The 20,192-nt window shown below is 70.5% G+C and carries 16 protein-coding genes; 9 read left to right on the forward strand and 7 right to left on the reverse strand.

Annotated features, from left to right (window positions below; translation table 11 throughout):
• Positions 1–146 precede the first annotated feature (146 nt).
• Together ACAG26_RS16955 and ACAG26_RS16960 are read right to left on the reverse strand one after the other, a co-directional pair.
• Positions 147–1,928 carry a hypothetical protein gene (locus ACAG26_RS16955; RefSeq protein ID WP_370484189.1) on the reverse strand — a complete coding sequence of 594 codons (1,782 nt, stop codon included), beginning with the start codon at positions 1,926–1,928 and terminating at the stop codon, positions 147–149.
• Positions 1,929–1,944: 16 nt separating this feature from the next.
• Entirely contained in the window at positions 1,945–3,228 is a 1,284-nt protein-coding gene (locus ACAG26_RS16960; protein ID WP_370484190.1) for a DUF3068 domain-containing protein, read from the reverse strand.
• A 177-nt stretch (positions 3,229–3,405) separates the two neighbouring features.
• Here ACAG26_RS16960 and ACAG26_RS16965 point away from each other — a divergent pair, with 177 nt between their 5' ends.
• Positions 3,406–4,575 carry an acyltransferase family protein gene (locus tag ACAG26_RS16965; RefSeq protein WP_370484192.1) on the forward strand — a complete coding sequence of 390 codons (1,170 nt, stop codon included), beginning with the start codon at positions 3,406–3,408 and terminating at the stop codon, positions 4,573–4,575.
• Positions 4,576–4,580: 5 nt separating this feature from the next.
• Here the strand turns inward: ACAG26_RS16965 and ACAG26_RS16970 are convergent, their stop codons facing one another.
• Both ACAG26_RS16970 and ACAG26_RS16975 read right to left on the reverse strand, forming a co-directional pair.
• Positions 4,581–5,345, reverse strand: a complete 765-nt coding sequence (locus tag ACAG26_RS16970; RefSeq protein WP_370484193.1) for a class I SAM-dependent methyltransferase — start codon at positions 5,343–5,345, stop codon at positions 4,581–4,583.
• A 3-nt stretch (positions 5,346–5,348) separates the two neighbouring features.
• Entirely contained in the window at positions 5,349–6,326 is a 978-nt protein-coding gene (locus tag ACAG26_RS16975) for a phosphotriesterase-related protein (protein WP_370484195.1), read from the reverse strand.
• Positions 6,327–6,456: 130 nt separating this feature from the next.
• Between ACAG26_RS16975 and ACAG26_RS16980 the strand changes: the two genes are divergently transcribed.
• The 5 genes from ACAG26_RS16980 (at position 6,457) to ACAG26_RS17000 (ending at position 10,747) form a co-directional block, all read left to right on the forward strand.
• Positions 6,457–6,846 carry a PPOX class F420-dependent oxidoreductase gene (locus tag ACAG26_RS16980; protein ID WP_071028234.1) on the forward strand — a complete coding sequence of 130 codons (390 nt, stop codon included), beginning with the start codon at positions 6,457–6,459 and terminating at the stop codon, positions 6,844–6,846.
• Between the two features lie 18 nt (positions 6,847–6,864).
• On the forward strand, positions 6,865–7,848 hold the full coding sequence (locus ACAG26_RS16985; protein WP_370484196.1) for a pirin family protein: 984 nt from the start codon (positions 6,865–6,867) through the stop codon (positions 7,846–7,848).
• A 192-nt stretch (positions 7,849–8,040) separates the two neighbouring features.
• Entirely contained in the window at positions 8,041–8,718 is a 678-nt protein-coding gene (locus tag ACAG26_RS16990) for a TetR family transcriptional regulator (protein ID WP_370484197.1), read from the forward strand.
• The gene (locus tag ACAG26_RS16995; RefSeq protein ID WP_370484199.1) at positions 8,715–9,656 is read left to right on the forward strand and encodes a R2-like ligand-binding oxidase; all 942 of its coding nucleotides are present in this window, start codon (positions 8,715–8,717) and stop codon (positions 9,654–9,656) included. Before ACAG26_RS16990 ends, ACAG26_RS16995 begins: the two co-directional genes overlap by 4 nt.
• Before the next feature lie 98 nt (positions 9,657–9,754).
• Positions 9,755–10,747 (forward strand): hypothetical protein, encoded by a 993-nt coding sequence (locus ACAG26_RS17000; RefSeq protein ID WP_370484201.1) that lies wholly within the window; start codon positions 9,755–9,757, stop codon positions 10,745–10,747.
• A gap of 15 nt (positions 10,748–10,762) precedes the next feature.
• On the opposite strand, the gene ACAG26_RS17005 is transcribed toward ACAG26_RS17000, so the two are convergent.
• The gene (locus ACAG26_RS17005; RefSeq protein ID WP_370484204.1) at positions 10,763–12,136 is read right to left on the reverse strand and encodes an NADP-dependent succinic semialdehyde dehydrogenase; all 1,374 of its coding nucleotides are present in this window, start codon (positions 12,134–12,136) and stop codon (positions 10,763–10,765) included.
• Positions 12,137–12,212: 76 nt separating this feature from the next.
• Between ACAG26_RS17005 and ACAG26_RS17010 the strand changes: the two genes are divergently transcribed.
• Both ACAG26_RS17010 and ACAG26_RS17015 read left to right on the forward strand, forming a co-directional pair.
• Positions 12,213–13,862 carry an acetolactate synthase large subunit gene (locus ACAG26_RS17010; protein ID WP_370484206.1) on the forward strand — a complete coding sequence of 550 codons (1,650 nt, stop codon included), beginning with the start codon at positions 12,213–12,215 and terminating at the stop codon, positions 13,860–13,862.
• Between the two features lie 39 nt (positions 13,863–13,901).
• Positions 13,902–14,318, forward strand: coding sequence for a DUF2628 domain-containing protein (locus tag ACAG26_RS17015; RefSeq protein WP_370484207.1), 417 nt, complete (start codon positions 13,902–13,904; stop codon positions 14,316–14,318).
• Between the two features lie 40 nt (positions 14,319–14,358).
• Here the strand turns inward: ACAG26_RS17015 and ACAG26_RS17020 are convergent, their stop codons facing one another.
• Positions 14,359–18,654 carry an alpha-(1->3)-arabinofuranosyltransferase family protein gene (locus tag ACAG26_RS17020; protein ID WP_370484209.1) on the reverse strand — a complete coding sequence of 1,432 codons (4,296 nt, stop codon included), beginning with the start codon at positions 18,652–18,654 and terminating at the stop codon, positions 14,359–14,361.
• Positions 18,655–18,684: 30 nt separating this feature from the next.
• Positions 18,685–18,855, reverse strand: a complete 171-nt coding sequence (locus ACAG26_RS17025; protein ID WP_071028218.1) for a DUF2613 domain-containing protein — start codon at positions 18,853–18,855, stop codon at positions 18,685–18,687.
• 107 nt (positions 18,856–18,962) lie between these two features.
• On the opposite strand from ACAG26_RS17025, the gene ACAG26_RS17030 reads away from it, so the two are divergent.
• On the forward strand, positions 18,963–20,132 hold the full coding sequence (locus tag ACAG26_RS17030; RefSeq protein ID WP_370484213.1) for a glycoside hydrolase family 3 N-terminal domain-containing protein: 1,170 nt from the start codon (positions 18,963–18,965) through the stop codon (positions 20,130–20,132).
• Positions 20,133–20,192: the final 60 nt, after the last annotated feature.

Below are 20,192 nucleotides of genomic sequence, written 5' to 3' on the forward strand. Positions count from 1 at the left end.
TCGAGTTCTGACCGTCCGCCGGCCGGGGAACCCCAGCGGACCCTGACGCGCCGAACGTGCAGCCAGTGCGAAAAATCGCGGCAAATCTCGCAGTGAGTGCACGTTCGGTGCGTACGCGTTCGCGCGACACAGACACGCCGCCTTCTTCAGCCGTCGCTGCCGACCTTGTCATGCTCCCGGCGGCGCCAGCCGGCCACCGCCGCACCCGTGCCACCCGCCACCAGCAGCGCCAGCCACGCCAGGTGGGCCGCGACCGCGGCGCGGCGGCGGTCGGCGCCTGCTCCGGCGGTGTCACCGCGCAGCCGGTACAGGGCGAGGTCGCTGTCGCGGTAGGCCACCGGCACCCGATCTAATGTCTTTGCGGCCGCACCTAGCTCACCGCCGGATTCGACGACCACCCAGCCCACCCCGGCGTTGCTCAGCGCGGCGGGGTCTGCCCCCGCCAGCAACAGCCGCTGCACGTCCCGGGCCCGCGCACCTTCGCCGGGAACGGTGTGCCCGGCGACGTTGAGATCTCCGGTGGCCCACACGTTGGCGCGCACCCACCGCGGCAGTGGATCGAGCACCGGCGCCGCGCCGGCCCAGGCGAAGCGGCGCATGCTGTCGGCCGGAAGCACCGCCACCGGCCGCGGGTCGGCGTTGATGCGGGCCGCCACCGCCGCCCAGCCGCTCGGATAGTGCACCGGCGCGACCTTCCCCCATGCCCCCCAGGCCAAGTCGGGTAAGCCGGCCAGCACCGCCACACAGCAGGCCACCGCCGTCACCGCGGGCGCAAGCCAGCGCCGCGCGGTCAGCACGGCGCCCGCGGCGGCCAACGCATAGCCGGGCATCGCCAACGCCACCCATTTCTGCCCGTCGCGCAGCACCCCGAGACCGGGCACCGCATCGAGCAGCGCCCGCAGAACCGCCAGGCCCGGCCCGGTGGCCAGCGCGGCGGGAACCAGCACCGCGACCGCCGCCAGCACCAGCAGCGGCAGCGCCGGGCGGCGCCGCAGCACCGCCGGCAGCCCGGCGGCCACCACGCCCAACATCACCACGGCCGCCGCGACCGTGAATAACGTGGTCCGCGAGCCGGGTACGGCTTCGGCATTCCAGATCCCGCCCAGGCTGGCCAGGCTGCCCAGGGTGCCCAGGCCCGGTTCGGCGCGGGCCGCGAAGGCGTCCACCCCCGGTGCCGCGTCGGGCGTGCAGCACGCCGCCCCCAGCGTCCAGCCCAGCAGCCAGGGCAGTGCCGCCACCGCGGCGGCGGCCAGCGTCACGGCGGCGCACTGCCACCGCGGCCGGCCCGCGCCGGACGGCACCAGGCAGACCAGGGCCACCGTTGCGGCCAGTATCAGCCCGGTCGGCGTCAGGCCGGCCAACGCCAGCCAGAACGCCAGCGCGAAGAAGCCCGGCCAGGCCCGCGAGCGTGCGCAGATGTACGGGTTTTCCGGCGTCTGGGCGTGCAACTGCGCACGCTCGCCGGAGTTGCCGGCCGGGCCCGACGTGCGCAACGCCAGCGTCGTCGCGGCCACCCACGGCAGGCAGCCATACCCCACCAGCAGGCTCCAGTGCCCTTGCAGCAGCCGTTCGGCAACATACGGATTCCAGATCGCCACGGTGATCGCCACGAACTGGCCGGGCCGCCCGGATGCCGGCAGCACGGTCGCCACCAGCCGCGCCGCCCCGCACCCGGCCAGCCACAGCCCCACCAGCAGCAGCGCCTTGACCACAACGCCGCCGTCGACCAGATGCGACGCCGCCGCGACCGCGAAATCCTGCGGGGTCGCCCGCGGCGCCGACTCACCCAACCCGAGGGCAGCGTCGGACAGGTAGGACCGCGGCGTCGACACCGCGTCGCGCAGCAGCAGATATCCCGGACCCAGCAGCGGCGCCACCACCAGCAGCGCCAGCATCAGCGCGTATCCCGGACCGGCCCACCGGCGCATCCGGCGACGTGCCGTCCTACGGACGATCGGGTGGACCTTGTTCGGGTGGTCCGTCCTCGGGCGGGCCCTCATCACGTGGCCGTCCCTCCGGGTGCAGCAACGGATGCTGGGCCGGGAGTTTCTCGGTCTCGGCCTCAGCCCCGGACACCGGTTCGCCCGGTGCCGTCGTGCGCCCGAAGCTGCTAAAGAAGCTCTCGAAGAAGCCGTGCTCGGCGGTGTCCAGGCCGGGGTCGATCAGCGCAGCCTCGGTCCGCATGCCGAACCACCCGAGCAGCACGCCGCCGAGCAATGCGATCAACCCGGCCGCGGTGCAGCTGATCGGCAGCACCCGCGACCACAATGCCACCCGATCCCGCTCATCGCGGGCGGTGTTGACCTGCGCTTCGACCGTCTCCTCGGTGGAGGTGACCTTGTAGTCGGCCACCGTCAGCTCGGGTTTCAGCGGGTCACGAGCGTAGTAGTGGTTGGCGTGTTCCTCGGCCTTGACGATGGTGCCGGACACCGGGTCCACCCAGAAGGTCCGCTGCGCGGCGTAGTACCGGGTCATGGTGATCTTCTCGTCCGGATCGTCGGTCTCGATGTTCCACATCGACGCCGGTGCGGTGACCTCGCCGTCCTCGTCCTTGGGGTACAGCGACGGGTACTTCACCGGCTCGTCCAGCTTGCCGTCGGCGTCATAGCCGACGTTCTGGGTGAACCGGAACGCGGTCAACCCGTTGACGTCGTCCTCGCCCTGGTAGTTGGCGTCGAACGCCTTCTGCGCGATCGGGTCGAAGTACTGATAGGACACCTTTTTGGTGTGGAACGGGAAGCGGTAGGACAACCCTTCGTGCGGCAGCGCGATCGGGGTGGGCGGGTTGTCGTCCTCGATCGTGCGGGGCTTTTGGATGGCGCCGCCGGGATGGGTGTCGTCGGAGACCGCCATCGCCGTGCTGCGGTTCAGCGTGACGGTGTCGACGATCGCCAGCAGCAGACCGGCGTCCTTTTGCCGGTCGGTGCGGCGCACCGAGGTGCCGACCTGCAGGGTGACCACCCCGGCGTTGGCGGGTGACTCCACGCTGACCTGCTGCTGGGACACCAGCGGCACGTCCTTGTCGATGGCGACGTGCTCGGTGGACAGCGAATGCGGGTCCAGCGCGGTTCCGCTGCCCTCACTGACCAGCTTGGTGTCGATATCGAGCGGGATCTTGGCCACCCGGCTGGCGGTGTAGGTGGACAGCAACAATGCGGCGATCAATAGGGCAGCCCCGAGTCCCATGACGCCGCATGCCGCGATGCGCAGCATCACTGCTCGGTTCACGTTGCCGTGCCCTCCTTCTGGCCCAAAACGGCGCGGTCCACCCTCACTACCCGGTTGGGCAGCGAGAAAAACCGCTTCGACCCTAACAGCAGAATTTAAGGCTTCGGCTAAGCGCCCGGTGAGCGAACGCGGTCGCCCGGGTGGGCGTCGCGCCGCGGCACAGGCAGACTGTTCGTCATGATCGACCAGCAGGTGGGCGGAACGCGCAGTTTCTTGCCCGCCGTGGAGGGGATGCGCGCCTGCGCCGCGATCGGGGTGGTCATCACCCACGTCGCGTTCCAAACCGGGCATTCCAGCGGCATCTCCGGTCGGCTGCTCGGGCGCTTTGACCTGGCCGTGGCGGTGTTTTTCGCGCTGTCCGGGTTCTTGCTGTGGCGCGGTCACGCCGCCGCCGCCCGCGGCCTGCGGAAAGTCCCACCGACCAGCCACTATCTGCGTTCTCGGCTGGTGCGGATCATGCCGGCGTATGTGGTGGCGGTGGTGGTGATCCTGTTGCTGCTGCCCGACGCCGCCGGCGCCAGCGCGACGGTGTGGTTGGCGAATCTGACGTTGACCCAGATCTATGTGCCGCTCACGCTGACCGCGGGGCTGACCCAGATGTGGAGCCTGGCGGTGGAGGTGAGCTTCTATATCGCGTTGCCGGTGCTGGCGCTGCTGGCCCGTCGGCTGCCGGTGCGCGCCCGGGTGCCGGTGATCGCCGCGGTGATGGTACTCAGCTTCGGCTGGGGCTTCCTGCCGATCCACCCCCCGCACGGCGCCAACCCGCTGAACTGGGCGCCGGCCTACGCGTCCTGGTTCGGGGCGGGCATGCTGCTGGCCGAGTGGACGGTCAGCCCCATCGGTTGGGTGCACCGGTTGGCGCGCCGCCGGGTGGTGGTGGCCGGCATCGCGCTGATCGCGTTCCTGATCTCCGCCTCGCCGCTGGCCGGCCCGTCCGGGATGACCCAGGCCACGGTCGGCCAGTTCATCGTCCGGACCGCGATGGGGGCGCTGCTGGCCGGTGCGCTGTTGGCGCCGCTGGTGCTTGACCGCCCCGACACTCCGCACCGCATCCTGGGCAGCGAGCCGATGGTGACGTTGGGCCGCTGGTCCTACGGCCTGTTCATCTGGCACCTGGCGGCGCTGGACATGGTGTTCCCGGTGATCGGCCGGTTCGCGTTCAGCGGGGATATGCCGGTGACCCTGGTGCTGACCTTGGTCTTCGGAATCGCGCTGGCCGCCGTCAGCTACGCGCTGGTGGAATCGCCGTGCCGGGAAGCGTTGCGGCGCTGGGAAATTCGCGAACAACATCCGGCGCCGCCGCTGGACAGCGCGATCACCGACGAACCCGAACCGATCCCGCGCTGACCGCGTCAGCCCGGCTTGCGGGCCTCGATCAGCACCCGTGAGGTGTGGGTGGCGAAGCGGCCGTCGGCTTGGATCTGCTGGTGCAAGCCGTGCAGCCGGTCACGGTATCTGGCGACGCTGAAGCCGGGAACCACCCAATTCAACTTGCGCAGAAAGTAGATCAGCGCGCCGACGTCGAAAAACTCGACGCGGATCTGCTCATGGCGCAAATCGACCACGTCGAGTCCGGCCGCGGCCACCTGATCCTTGGCGGTCTCCGGATTCAGCTGCCCGCGCTGCAACTCGTGCCGGCAGGGCCCCACGAAGTACTCGATCAGGTTCGGAAAGTACAGCGCCCCCACGTGCTGGGCAAAGTAGCTGCCGCCCGGTTTGAGCACCCGCGCGAACTCGCCCCACCACAGCGCACCCGGATGCCGACTGCACACCAGATCGAAGGCCGCATCGGCGAACGGCAGCGGCGGCTTGCCGGTGGTGGCGACCACCACCACACCCAGCGGATGCAGCCGCTGGGTGGCCAGGGGCAGGTTCGGCGGCCACGGCTCGGTGGCGGCCATCGTCGGGGGAAACGGGCCGGCGCCGGCCAGGACCTCCCCGCCGCCGGTGTCGATGTCGAGTGCGGACGCCACCTGCGCTAGCCGGCCGCGCAGCAGGCGTTGGTATCCCCACGACGGGCGCTGTTCGCTGGCCCGGCCGTCCAACCAGGAGAAGTCCCAGCCCCCGACCGACACCGCCTCGGCCTCGGCCACCAGCTCGTCGAAGGTGCGTGTCAAGGCTCAGTAGCCGCCCTGGCGTTCGAAGATCCGGCGCGGGTTGTCCACCAGCATGGTGTGCAGCTGCTCGTCGGTGACGCCGCGCTCCTTGAGCGCGGGAATGACGTCGTTGTGGATGTGCAAGTAGTGCCAGTTCGGCGCCGCCACCGGCATCAGCTCCTCGGGCAGCGCGTCGAAATAGCAGTTGGCGTCGTGGGAGAGCACCATCTTGTCGGCGTGCCCGCGTTCGCACATTCGCGCCACGGTGTTCACCCGGTCCTCGAACGGCAGGATCAAATCGATGCCGAACCGGTCCATCCCGAGATAGGAGCCGTTGGCGATCAGTTGCTCCAGGTAGTCCAGGTCGGTGCTGTCGCCGGAGTGCCCGATCACCACCCGGGAGAGGTCGACGCCCTCCTCTTCGAAGATGCGTTGCTGCTCTAGGCCGCGCCGCAGCCCCGCGTGGGTGTGGGTGGAGATCGGCACCCCGGTGCGCTTGTGGGCCTGCGCGACGGCCCGCAGCACCCGCTCCACCCCGGGGGTGATGCCCGGCTCGTCGGTGGCGCATTTGAGGATCGCCGCCTTGATGCCGGTGTCGGCGATGCCTTCCTCGATGTCGCGGACGAACATGTCCGTCATGGGCTCGGGGCCGTCCAGCATGGTCCCGGGCCCTTGATAGTGGAATCGGAACGGCACGTCGTTGTAGGTGTACACGCCGGTGGCCACCACGATATTCAGTTCGGTGGCCGCGGCGACCCGGGCGATGCGGGGGATGTAGCGGCCCAACCCGATCACGGTCAGGTCGACGATGGTGTCCACCCCGGCGGCCTTGAGCTCGCCGAGCCGCGTGATGGCGTCGGCCACTCGCTGGTCCTCGTCGCCCCAGGCTTCCGGGTAGTTCTCGGCGATCTCGGTGGTCATGATGAACACGTGTTCGTGCATCAGGGTGACACCCAAATCGGTGGTGTCGATCGGTCCCCGGGCGGTATTCAGCGCTGACACGCACCCGATGCTAAGCGGATAGCGGACGGTTATTCGGTGGAATGGCCACAGCGGCGCTGGCGGCCGTCGGTGCCGTGCCGCATGATTACGATCGACCTGTCGATGTCCACCGCGAACCGGAGGCGACACCATGGTGTTTACCAAGGCTGAGCTGGCATTCCTGCGCAAGCAGCCGATCGGGCGGCTGTGCACGGTTGGGCCCGGCGGGAAACCGCAGGTCCGGCCGGTCAATGTGCATCTCGGCTCGGACGACGCCACGATCGAAATTTTCGGACCCATCCTGGCGCAGACCCAGAAGTGGCGCAACATCATTCACAATCCGCAGGTGTCGTTCATCGTCGACCACGTGATACCCCAGCCGCGCAACATCCAGGGCATCGAGATCCGCGGCACCGCGACCACCCTGCCGCGCGAACGGCCCCCCGCCGACGGTTTTTCCGGCGACATCATCCGCATCACCCCGCGGCGCATCGTGGCGTGGGGAATCGACGAAGGCGGCACCCACGCCCGAGACGTCTAGCCCGCGGCGGGCTTTCCGGTGAGCAACACCGAAGCGCATCCCGCCGAACTGCGCGCCGAACGCGGGCCCTGCGTCGATGCAGCGGGCCGGCCGGTGGTCGACGTGCTCACCGCGCGGTCGGTGCCGTTGGGCGGGCCGCGCGCGATGACCGTGCACCGCACGCTGCCGCAGAAGCAGCGCTCGCTGATCGGGGCGTGGTGCTTCATCGACCACTACGGGCCCGACGATGTGGCCGCCACCGGCGGCATGGACGTGCCGCCGCACCCGCACACCGGGTTGCAGACCGTGAGCTGGCTGTTCACCGGCGAGATCGAACACCGCGACTCCGGCGGCGCGCACGCCCGGGTCCGACCGGGCGAGCTGAACCTGATGACCGGCGGGCACGGCATCTGCCATTCCGAGGTCTCCACGCCGGCGACCACGATCCTGCACGGAGCCCAGTTGTGGGTGGCGTTGCCCGCCGGCGCGCGCGACGCGCCGCGGGACTTCCAGCACTATGCACCGCCGCCGGTCGATCTCGGCGGGGCCACCGCCCGGGTGTTCCTGGGTGAGATGGGCGGGCACTCCGCACCGGTGCAGACCTTCTCCCCGCTGCTGGGCGCCGAGCTGACCGTGGAACCCGGTGCCCGCGTGCAGCTTCCGGTGTCCCCGCAGTTCGAGCACGGCCTGCTGGTGGACACCGCGGCGTTGCGGCTGGCCGACACCGCGTTGGCGCGGCGCGACCTCGGCTACGTGGGCGCCGGAGCGTCGACGCTGACGGTCACCAACCCCACCGACGCACCCGGACGGGCGCTGCTGCTGGGCGGCGCGCCGTTCGGCGAACAGATCGTCATGTGGTGGAACTTCGTCGGCCGCAGCCACGACGAAATCGTCGCCTTCCGCGACGCCTGGCAGCACGAAGCCGACCGGTTCGGGAAGGTCGACGGCTACCGCGGGCAGGTGGCCCGGCTGCCGGCACCGCCGCTGCCGCACGCGCGGATCCTGCCGCGCGGCAATCCGTAACGGCGCGAGCAGCTATCCGGGGATTTGGCCCACGATGCATAGCGCCGATTGTGCGGTCTCATACGCGAGACGGCGCTTCGGCGTATGGCCTCGCACAGTCACGAACGCTCGTCCGCGCTCGGGCCCCGGGCCCTTGTTTATGGCCTGGATCACACTAGAATGACCAGTGGTCATCGGTGCTGGGAGGTCGCGATGCCGACCGTGACGTGGGCGCGGGTCGATCCGAGTCGTCGCGCGGCGGTGGTGGAAGCCGCCGAGGCGGAGTTCGGGGCGCACGGGTTTTCCCGCGGCAGCCTCAACGTCATCGCCCGACGGGCCGGTGTCGCCAAGGGCAGCCTGTTCCAATACTTCGCCGACAAGCGCGACCTGTATGCGTTCATCGCCGACGTCGCCAGCCAACGGGTGCGCGCCTACGTCGAGCGGCGGATCCGCGAACTCGACTCCAGCAGACCGTTTTTCGACTTTCTCACCGACCTGCTCGACGATTGGGTCGCCTACTTCGCCGACCATCCCCGGGAGCGTGCCCTGCACGCCGCGGCGAGTCTGGAGGTCGACACCGACGCGCGGATCAGCGTGCGCAGCGTCATCCACCGCCACTACCTGGAGGTGCTGCGGCCGCTGGTGCGGGCCGCGCAGGACCGCGGCGATCTGCGGGCGGATAGCGACACCGATGCGCTGCTGTCGCTGCTGCTGCTGATCTTTCCGCACCTGGCGTTGGCGCCCTACGTGCGCGGGATGGATCCGATCCTGGGGCTCGATGAGCCCAGCCCCGAGCAGCCCGCCCTGGCGGTGCGCCGGCTGGTGGCGGTGCTGTCCGCCGCGTTCGCCGCGCTGCCGCATCCCAACAGCCTGAAGGAGGTCAACTCATGACACGGACGCAGTACGGGTCGCTCGGTGCGGGCGGCCTCAACTGGGACAGCCTGCCGTTGCGGCTATTCGCCGGCGGCAATGCGAAGTTTTGGGACCCGGCCGAGATCGACTTTTCCCGTGACCGCGCCGACTGGGAGGCGCTGACCGACCGGGAACGCGACCAAGCCACCCGGCTGTGCGCGCAGTTCATCGCCGGCGAGGAGGCGGTCACCAAGGACATCCAGCCGTTCATGGCGGCGATGCGCGCCGAAGGCCGGCTCGGTGACGAGATGTATCTGACGCAGTTCGCGTTCGAGGAGGCCAAACACACCCAGGTGTTCCGGCTGTGGCTCGACGCCGTCGGGATCGGCGACGATCTGCACAGTTTCCTCGACGACCTGCCCGCCTACCGGCAAATGTTCAACGAGGAGCTGCCGGCGTCGCTGAGCGCGTTGACGGCGGATGCGTCCCCGGCCGCCCAGATTCGGGCGTCGGTGACCTACAACCATGTCGTGGAGGGCATGTTGGCGCTGACCGGCTACCACGCCTGGCACAAGATCTGCGTGGAGCGTGGCATCCTGCCCGGCATGCAGGAGCTGGTGCGGCGCATCGGCGACGATGAGCGTCGCCACATGGCCTGGGGCACCTTCACCTGCCGGCGCCACGTCGCCGCCGACGACGCCAACTGGGCGGTGTTCGAAACCCGCATGAACGAGCTGATGCCGTTGGCGCTGCGGGTCACCGAGGAGGGGTTCGCGCTGTATGCGCCCGACATCCCCTTCGGCCTGTCACCCGCGGAGTTTGTGGCCTACGCCTCCGACAAAGGGATGCGCCGGTTCGGCACGATCAGCAGCGCCCGCGGCCGGCCTGTCGCCGAGATCGACCTCGACTACGCGCCGCTGCAGCTGGAGGACACCTTCGCCGCCGAGGACCGGCAAGCCCTGGCGGCCTCGGCCTGACGCCGCCGAGGTCTACGGTTAACGTCGTCTGCAGGTGAACGTGTTCGCCCGGGCGCCGCACCCGGGGCTGTCGGGACCAAAACGACGAAGGGGCAGACGTGAGCGAACCGCAGTGGCCGGGCCAACCCGAACCCGGGCAGCCCAGCGCGCCGCCGCCGGGCGAGTACGGCCCGCCGCCGGGTCAGCCGCCCGGCCCACCACCCGGTCCACCGGGCCCACCACCGGGACAGCCCTACGGCCCGCCGCCCGTTCAGTGCGGTCCGCCGCCACCGGGACCCTACGGCCCGCCAGCCGGACCGTACGGTCCACCGCCGGGTCCGTATGGTCCACCGCCGGGTCCGTACGGCCCCTGGGGTTACCCGCCGCCAGCTCCGCCCAAGCGCCGCAAGACGTGGTGGGTGGTCGGTGGCCTGGTCGTGGTGGTCATCGCCGCGGTGGTGGCGGCCGTCTTGGTGTTCGCCGGCGGATCAACGTCGAAACCGCCGCAAGCCTCCGCGCAGGATCTGCTGCTCACCCAATCGGACTTCCCGACGCTCGATCCGCCCGGGAAATTCACCACCACCTCCGGCAAGGAGGACAAGGGCGACGACAAGACCGTCACCGTGTCCCCATCGGAGTGCAACGACATGTTGGGTAAGGACGACGCGACCGCCGACACCGCCAAAGCCGAATTGGACAACACCGATGAGCGCGGCGGCGGGGGCGATAGTCGGGTGGGGTACACCGTCCGGGTGACCAAGGCGGCCAACCCACAGTACAGCAGCGAGTTTCAGTCGGTGCTGGACAAGTGTGGGGAGGTGACGTTCCAGGGTGATGTGCTGACCCTGAAGGGCACCATCAAACGGTTGAACGTCAGCGGCACCAAGGTGCCGGTGAACGCCGCGGTGGCAAGCCTTCAGCCGGACAACGCCCCGGTCCCGGTCAAGGTGAAGCTGACCATGCAGGTGTTCCTGGCGGTGGTGCGCGGCACCTCGGTGGAGGTCCTCTCCAACCGGATCACCCTCAAAAGCGATGGCGACACCGACACCCCGGACCAGGGCGCGGTGAGCCTGTTCAACAAGCAGGTGGAGAAGATCCAGAACGCCACCTAACCGGACAGCGCCGCGCTACCCGACCCAGACCGTCTTGAGGTTGCAGAACTCCCGGATCCCGTGCGCGGACAGTTCCCGGCCGTAGCCCGACCGCTTGACACCGCCGAACGGCAACTCCGGGTAGGAGGTCGTCATCCCGTTGATGAACACCTGACCGGCTTCGATGTCATCGATGAAGCGCTGCTGCTCGGCCGTGTCGCCGGTCCAGGCGTTGGATCCCAGCCCGAACGTGGTGGCGTTGGCGATGTCGATGGCTTCCGCGATATCGCGGGCCCGGTACATGGAGGCCACCGGGCCGAACACTTCCTCGGTGAACAGCGCCATGTCCCGGGTGATGTCGGTGATCACCGTCGGCGGGTAGTACCAGCCGGGCCGGTCCAGCCGCTTGCCGCCGCAGCGCACCACCGCCCCCTCGGCGACGGCCTGATCGACCAGCTTTTCCACGTCGGTGCGGCCCTGCTCGGTGGCCAGCGGGCCGACGTCGGTGTCCGGGTCGGTCGGGTCGCCGACCCGCAGCGCCGCCATCTTGTCGACGAACCGGTCCACAAACTCGTCGTAGATGTCGGTGTGGATGATGAACCGCTTCGCCGCGATGCAGGATTGCCCGTTGTTTTGCACCCGGGCGGTGACCGCGGTCGTGACCGCCTTGTCCAGGTCGGCCGAGGGCATCACGATGTAGGGGTCGCTGCCGCCGAGCTCAAGCACGGTGTGCTTGATCTCGTCGCCGGCGATCGCCGCCACCGACTGGCCGGCCGGTTCGCTGCCGGTGAGGGTGGCCGCGGCCACCCGCGGGTCGCGCAGGATCTGTTCCACCGCGCTCGACGGGATGAGCAGGGTTTGGAAGCAGCCATCCGGGAAGCCGCCGCGGGCCAGCACATCGGCCAGATACAGCGCGCACTGCGGCACGTTGGAGGCGTGTTTGAGCAGGCCGACGTTGCCGGCCATCAGCGCGGCGGAGGCAAACCGCACCGCCTGCCACAACGGGAAATTCCACGGCATGACCGCCAGCACCACCCCGAGCGGCTGGTAGCGGGCGTACGCCCGCGATGCGCCCACCAGCGTGGCGTCGGCCGGTTCATCGGCCAGCAGGGTTTCGGCCTGGTCGGCGTAGTATCGGAAGCCCTTGACGCATTTGAGCACCTCGGCCTTGGCCGACACCAGCGTCTTGCCCATCTCCAGGGTCATCATCGCCGCGACCTCGTCGGCCTCGGTCTCCAGCAGGTCGGCGGCGGCGTGCATCCAGGCGGCGCGCTGGGCGAAGCTGGTGCGGCGATAGTCGGCGAACCGGTTATGGGCACGGGTGATCGCGGCGTCGATCTCCGCGCTGGTGGCCGGGTTGAACGTCTTGACTGTCTCCCCGGTGGCCGGGTTGATCGTGGCTATGGACACGCGGACCTCCTTTGGCGCTGGACTACGAAGGGCTCGCTCCCCAGCCTGCCACTATCGTGGCGCCAGGAGGTGACCGATGAGCACAGCCGCCCAGTTGATGGTCGCGTGTCTGGAAAACGAGGGAGTCACCGTCGTCTTCGGCATTCCCGGCGAGGAGAACATCCGGTTCACCCAGGCGCTGGCCAAGTCCGATATCCGCTACATCCTGACCCGCCATGAGCAGGCGGCGGCGTTCATGGCCGAGATGTACGGGCGGGTGACCGGCCGCGCGGCGGTGGTGTCGACGACGCTGGGGCCGGGGGCGATCAACATGCAACTCGGGGTCGCCGACGCCACCACCAACAGCACCCCGATGGTGGCCATCTCCGCCCAGGTCGGACACGACCGCCAGTACAAAGAGTCGCACCAGTACGTCGACCTGGTGCGCATGTTCGCGCCGATTACCCGCTGGGCCGACGCCGTCCCGCGGGTGCACGCGATCCCGGAGATGTTTCGCAAGGCGTTCAAGCTCGCCGAGAGTGAACGGCCCGCCGCGGTGTATCTGGCGGTGCCCGAACACATCGACGCTGATGTCGCTGACTATCCCGGCCTAACACCGTTGCCGCGCAACGTGGTCCGCGCCGAGGCGCCGTCGGCCCGGCAGGTGCAGCGAGCGGTCGACATCCTGCGGACCGCGCAGCGGCCGGTGGTGTTGGCCGGGCACGGGGCGGCGCGCGCCGACGCTACCGCGGCGCTGGTCCGGTTCGCCGACGAACTCGGTGTCCAGGTCGCCAACACCTTCCACGGCAAAGGGGTGATGCCCGACGATCACCCCAACAGCATCGGCACGATCGGTTTCATGCGCCGCGACTACGTCAACTTCGGCTTCGACAGCGCCGACGTGATCGTCGCGGTCGGCTACGAGCTGCAGGAATTCGACCCGGCCCGGGTCAACCCGCACGCCGACAAGAAGATCATCCACATCCACCGGTTCCCCGCCGAAGTCGACGCCCACTATTCGGTGGACGTCGGGATCGAGGGCGATATCAGCGCGTCGCTGACCGCGCTCACCGACGCGCTGTCCGGCCACCGGTTCCACGCTGACTGCGACGCGCCCGGTGCCGGCCTATTGGCCGCGGAATTCGAACGCGGCCAATCTGATTCACGGTTCCCATTGGCGCCGCAGCGGATCGTCGCCGATACCCGGGCGGCGCTGGGGCGCTCCGATGTGGTGCTGGTGGACACCGGTGCGACCAAGATGTGGATGGCCCGGCTGTATCCGACCTACGAACGCAACACCTGCCTGATCTCTAACGGGTTGTCCACCATGGCGTTTGCGCTGCCCGGTGCGCTCGGCGTCAAGCTGGCCCGGCCGGAGGCGAAGGTGCTCGCCGTGGTCGGCGACGGCGCGTTTCTGATGAACTCCCAGGAGATCGAGACCGCGGTCCGCGAGAAGATCCCGCTGGTGGTGCTGATCTGGGAGGACGGCGGCTACGGGCTCATCGAGTGGAAGATGGACCTTGAACTGGGCGAACACCACTACGTCTCGTTCGGCAACCCCGACATCGTGGCGTACGCGCAAAGCTTTGGCGCCAAAGGGTATCGGATCACCGGCGCCGAGGAGCTGTTGCCGACGTTGCGGACCGCCCTGGCCGACGACGCGGTGTCGCTGATCTCCTGCCCGGTCGACTATTCGGAGAACATCGGGTTGACGGACCGGCTCGGCCACCTCGACGAGACGTTGTAAACCGGCTTGGTGACCGGTGCGCCGGTGTAGTGTTTGCTCGTGTTCGAATCTGCCTTCGCCGATACGCCGGGCCCCTGGCGGCAACGGTTCGAGTTTTTCCACGCCTACGGGCTGCCCTCGTCGTCGCCGCAGGCGCGGGCCGCGTTCAAGGAGTTGCCGTTCGGCACCCGGCTGCGCCTGAACTCGAACTTTCTGGCGTTTTTATTCGGCCCGTTCTACTTTTTCGCCAAAGGCATGTGGCGCAAGGGGGCTACGTTGCTGGCGGCCGGCCTCGCCGCCGGGGCGGTGATGTATTTCATCGAGGCGCCGGACTCCATCGCCCGCGCGGTGACCTTCGGTTTCGGCGCCGCGGCGATGGTGACCGCCAACTACGCCTACTACCTGCACGCCGTGCAGCACAGCCAATCCTGGAACCCCTTCGAAGGATTCCGGCGGCGCACCGCGCCCTCGACCTAGCGCCCTCGACCTAGCGCCGAGATCGTCGTTAGCGCGGCGTCTACTCGGTGTTTCCCGCGCTGCCGTCGATCTCGGCGTCGGCACCGGGCCCGGCGTCGGCACCGGGCCGGGCGTCGGCACCGGGCCGAGGCGCGACCGACGCGACCACCGCGGCCACCGAAATCAGCGCCAGTAGCTGCACGCCCGCGGAATGCCCGACGTAGCCGTCCACCGACCGCCACGGATAGCGGGACAGCACCGCCCCGGCCAGGGTCAGCCCACCGGCGCTCAACCCGAGCAGCACCGCGTCGCGCAGCTGCCCCCGATGGCGCAGGCCGTAACCCACCCCGAGCGCGCCGCCGAACACCGCGGCCCCGGCGGCCCCGGCGATCACCGCGCCGGCGCCCAGCACCGCGAGCAGCGTCGCCCCGCGACCCGGCGCCCAGGGGCGTGCCGGTTCCCCCGGGCGCACCGGGCGCCGGGCTGGCCACCACGCCAGCAACGCCAGCAGCGGCAGCAGCGCCAACCCGCCGGCCAGCCCGGCCCGGTAGGCCGTGTTGGAGGCGAAGGTCAGCGCGATGGGGCCCGCCGTCCCGGCCGGCACCACCCAGCCCTGCTGCCAGCCGTTGACCGCGACCGGGGCCAGCCGGGTGCCGTCGGCGCTGCGCGCCACCCAGCCGGGGTTGATGCTTTCGGGCACCACCAGCACCCGGTCGGTCGGCGACGGCGCCGCCCGCACCTCGCGCCGGGCCGCGCCCCACGCCCCGGTGTCGGCGGGCGCCACGGCGGCGGGCGACGGCTTGGCCGCCGCGGTACTCGCGAGCTGCGCGCCGTCGACGATGAACCGTTCCCCGGGGCTGATCAGTAGTTCCTGCTGACCGGGTGGCAGCGCGATCGGCTCCCGCTCGCAGGCGCGGGCCGCCACCGGCTCACCGTCGAGCAACCGGCCCACCGTGGTGGTGATCGAGGTGTGCACAAACCGGCCGGCGAGCGCGATCACCGGACCCTCATCGCAGCCCAGGGTGACGGTGCGGGACCGGTTGGCGGCGGGGTCGGCGGCTGCGATCGGGTGACCGTCGGCGCCGAGCACCGCCACCTCGGCCAACCCGGGCGGTTTGAGCTGGTCGAAACCCACTGCGGTGCGGTCGATGACGTCTTCCCAGCCGAGCAGGCTCAGCGTGACGGTGTCGGTCACCCGCGGTTGGAGCCGCAGGGTTTGCGGGGCGGCGCCGTCGTCGCCGTCCTTGCTGGGCCGCAGTTCGCGAACCTGCGGGCCGGCGCCGAGGTCGACGGCCACCAGCGTCGGGCGCGACGGCACCGGCAACCCGCTGGGGGTCAGCTCCAGCCCGGTCACCTCGGTGGGGTGCGGCAGGGTGACGGTGAGGGTGGGCGGGGTCTTCTGCGCGACGACGCGCTGCGGCGCGGCCCACGCGGTGGCCGGGTCCCCGTCGGTGGCGGCGTACGCCGAGCCCAGCACGTCGAGCACATCGGAGTCGCCGCGAGCCCGGGTGGTGCCGGGCTGCGCGATCAGGTCGGCGAGGTTGGGTCCCTGCCGCGGTCGCACCCACACCGTCGGGGTCACCGACATCGGCCCCGGCACGCTCAGCGTGCGACCGAGGTTGACCTGCTCCTCGGGCCCCAGCGCCAGCGACGCCGCGCAGCGCACCCCGCGCGGCCCACCGGCGCAGCCCGGCCGGCCCAGCAGCTCGGAGCCCAGATCCCAGCCGGCGACCGCCGAACCCGGCGGGGCAGCGGGCACCAGCGCGGTGTGCCGCAGGTCCACCGGGTGCGCGAACCCGGACGCGTCGTACTGGGTGACGGCCAGGTCGGTGATGCCGAACTGCACCCCGGTCGAGCCGTCGTCGGTGCCGACGGCGGTGATCCGCACCCACGGGGTCTCACCGACCGGCAGCGCCGCGGTCAGCGGCTGACCGGCCTCGTCGAACCGCAGCGTGGTGGTGCCGTTGACGGTGGCGATCTCCATGCGGCGAACCTGGGCGCCGACCGCGGTCGCACTGGGGGTGATGGTGATGGTCGCATTGGTCAGCGGATGGTCGAAATCGATTTGCAGCCATTGGCCGACCGCGGCCTGCAGCCCGTTGGACACCCAGGCGGTGGCCGGATCACCGTCGACGGCGGCGGCCGGCGACGTTGACGGGGCGACGTCGGGCAGCGCGGTGGCGTCCGCCGACGAACTCGAGGCGGTGATGCGACCGGCGGTCCAGCCGCCGAACACCCGGTTCGCGCCGGGCACCGGATAGTCCGGCACCCGGTTGTGGGTGTGCCGGGCGTCCTCGGCGGCCCGGATCGCCGACGAGTGGTCGTCGACCCGGCCATAGTCGGTCTCCCGCGCCACCGGGGTGTCGGTGACGGTGACCACCGGGGTGGGCAGCCCGGCGCGCCGGGCGTCGGCGGTCATCAGCACCGGGCCCAGCGGCGGCCGGGCCAGCAGGCGTTGGCGTTCGTCGAGCCGCAACAGCACCTCGGGGCCGCCGTCGACCCGGGCCAGCGCGTCGACGTCGGTGAAGTACGGTGCCCCCGGGTTGCCGACCGCGGTGTCGACCCGGTAGATCTCCACCGCCGGATACGCCGGGCGCAGCCCGCTATCGGAGACGAACCCGGCCACGTGGCCGGGCCCGACCGGATCACCGAACTGGGCGACCTTCGTCAGCCCCGGTGATGCGTCGACGGCGCGGTGCACCAGGATCGGGCGGGCCGACCGGGACGTGTCGGGGTCCAGGTCGTTGCGCAGCACCACATACGAAATGCCTTGCCGGGCCAAGGTATCGGCCAGCCCGGCGGACGGGCGGCCGGCGGCGAACAGCCGCTGCACCGAGTCCAGCGCCCGGATGGTCTGCGGCGGCGTCAACGGGATCGAGTCGCGCACCCCCCACGGGCTGTCCCCGAGCACCTGCAGCGGCTCGTCGTGGCTGGTGCCCCACACCTGGGTGGCGAACGGGGCGCCGGGCACCACCAGCACCCGGCCCGGGGTGGGGGACCCGGTGTTGTGCGCGGTGAGCCAGTCGGCGGTGTCGTGCCAGTACTGCGGGATCGCGCGAAACGCCCCCGGCGGGGTGAGCCGCCCGCTCCAGGCCAGCGACGTGCTGACCATCAGCGCCACCAACACCACCACCCCCACCGCGAACCGCTTGTGGTGCTCGGGGTGGGCCAGCGCGCGCCGCCACACCGCCGCCGGTGCGCTGCCCGGCAATGGCACGCGGCCCAACAACTCGGCCAGCCCCAGCACCAGCGGGATCCGGATCACCGACTCCAGCTTGTGCACGTTGCGCAACGGCGCCCCGGCCCCGTCCAAAAACGCCTGCACCTGATGCGCCAGCGGTGAACCCAGGCCGCCGGAGTAGCCGACGGCCAGCAACGCCAACCCGATCAGCAGCATGGTGACCAGCCGGCCGCGTTCGCCGCCGCCGCGCAGCACCAGCCCGGCCAACCCCGCGGCGGCGACCAGGCAGGTGCCCAGGATGGCCACCGGCTGGGTGACCAGCGATGCGCCGGCGGTGGCGTGCGGTGCCACGAACGGCGTCCAGCTGTCGGTGCCCCGCAATACCTCGGTCAGCGACGTCCATTGCGTGGTGACACCGGAGGATTCGATGAAGTCCAGGAACGGCGGGCTGATCCGGCCCAGCAGCAGCAGCGCCACCACCCACCAGGACACCGCCAGCGTCAGGGCCAGCAGCCACCACCCGGTGAACCGCCACCACAGTCGGTTCGGCCGGTGACACAGCCACCAGATCACCGCCGGCAGGCCGCCGGCCAGCGTGGCGACCGCGTTGACCGCTCCCATCAACGCCACCGCGACCCCGGCCTGCGCGGCCAGCGCCCGCACCGGCCGGTCCGGGTCGGCGCGCAGCGCGCGGATGACCGGCAGCAGCACCCACGGCGCCAGCATCATCGGCAGGGTTTCCGACGAGATCGACCCGACCGTGGTCAGCACCCGCGGCGACAGCGCGAACGCGGCGGCGCCGACCAGCCGGGAGGTGGGGCTGCCGATACCGCGGCCGTCGTTGAGCGCCTCGGCGACCCGTAGCAGCCCCCAAAACCCCGCGGTCAGCAGCAGCGCCCACCACAGCCGCTGCGTCGTCCAGCCGGGCAGCCCCAGCAGGTGGCCGGCCAAAAAGAAGGTGCCGTGCGGAAACAGGTAGCCGTAGGCCTGGTTTTGCGCCTGACCGAACGGCAGCTCGGAATTCCACAGGTTGGCCGCGCGGGCCAGAAACCGCAGCGGGTTGGCGGTCAGGTCCAGCTTGGTGTCCGGCGCGATCTGGCCGGGCGACTGCAGGAACGCTAGAGCCAGCGCGATCGCCCCGACCAGCCACAGCCAGCGTCGGGACAGCGGTGCCACGGGAACCCGGATGCGGCTGACGCGTTCGGTCTAGCGGTGGCCGTATTCGACCCGGTTGAGCACCGACGCGTCCGGCTCACCGCCGGCCAGGTGCGGCCGGGTGTCTTGCTGCACCATCAGCGTCACCCCGAAGGTCGCGGCCGCCCCCAGCAACAGGCCGACCACAATGCTGGCGGCGGCTGGTACCACGAACCGCGGCATGGTCAGGCTCCTTAAGTCTTGACGCGAGGGGAAAACCCCGACCGCCAAACTAGCACGCGGCGACGGGGCGGCGCGTGTGCCCGATTCGGTCGTGGCAGCATGGACCGATGTCTCGACAGCTGCCGTCGCCGCGCACCCTGGCCGCGATCGCGGTCCTGGTCACCGCGCTCCCCGCAGTGCTGCTGGCCTGTTCCCACGCGGCCAAACCACCCGCCCCGTCGTCGTCGGCGCCGGCCACCCCGCACGCGGCCCCACCGACCCCGGCCTGCGGGGATCCGGCGGCGCTGCCGCTGCGCGACAAGCTGGCCCAGCTGCTGATGGTCGGCGTGAAGGACGCGGCCGACGCCCGTGCGGTGGTCACCGACCACCACGTCGGCGGCATCTTCATCGGCAGCTGGACCGATTTGTCCATGCTGTCCGATGGCTCGCTGACCGACATCGCCGCGCACGCCGGCCCGCTGCCACTGGCGGTCAGTGTCGACGAGGAGGGCGGCCGGGTGTCGCGGCTGTCGTCGCTGATCGGCTCGACCCCGTCAGCCCGGGTGCTGGCGCAGACCAAGACCGTTGACGACGTCTACCAGTTGGCGCTGGACCGGGGCCGCCGCATGCACGAGCGGGGCATCACCGTCGACTTCGCGCCGGTCGTCGACGTCACCGACGCACCCGATGACACCGTGATCGGTGACCGCTCGTTCGGCTCGGACCCGGCCACCGTCACCGATTACGCCGGCGCCTACGCCCGGGGGCTGCGCGACGCCGGGCTGCTGCCGGTGCTCAAGCACTTCCCCGGCCACGGCCACGGCTCCGGGGATTCGCACACCGGCGGGGTGGTCACCCCGCCGCTGGCCGCGCTGCAGGACAACGACCTGGTGCCCTACCGGACGCTGGTCACCCAGACGCCGGTGGCGGTGATGATGGGCCACCTGCAGGTTCCCGAGTTGACCGGGGACAACCCGGCCAGCCTGAGCCCGGAGGCGGTGCGGTTGCTACGCGAGGGCACCGGCTATCACGGCCCGGCGTTCGACGGCCCGGTGTTCAGTGACGACCTGTCGTCGATGGCCGCGATCAGCGAGCACTACGGCGTGCCGGACGCGGTGCTGCACAGCCTGCAGGCCGGGGTGGATGTGGCGCTGTGGGTCACCACCGACGAGGTGGGTGCGGTGCTGGATCGGCTGGAGCAGGCGGTCGGTGCGGGCGAGTTAACGACGCCGGCCGTCGATGCCTCGCTGCGGCGGGTGGCCGCGATCAAGGGGCCCAATTCGCACTGCGGCGGCTAACCCTCCGCGGCGACTCTTAGCGATTGCTTACTCTTGAGTAACGTACGTCCGCGCGGACCA

Source organism: Mycobacterium sp. pUA109, from assembly GCF_041287095.1.
In the GTDB taxonomy this organism is placed as follows: domain Bacteria; phylum Actinomycetota; class Actinomycetes; order Mycobacteriales; family Mycobacteriaceae; genus Mycobacterium.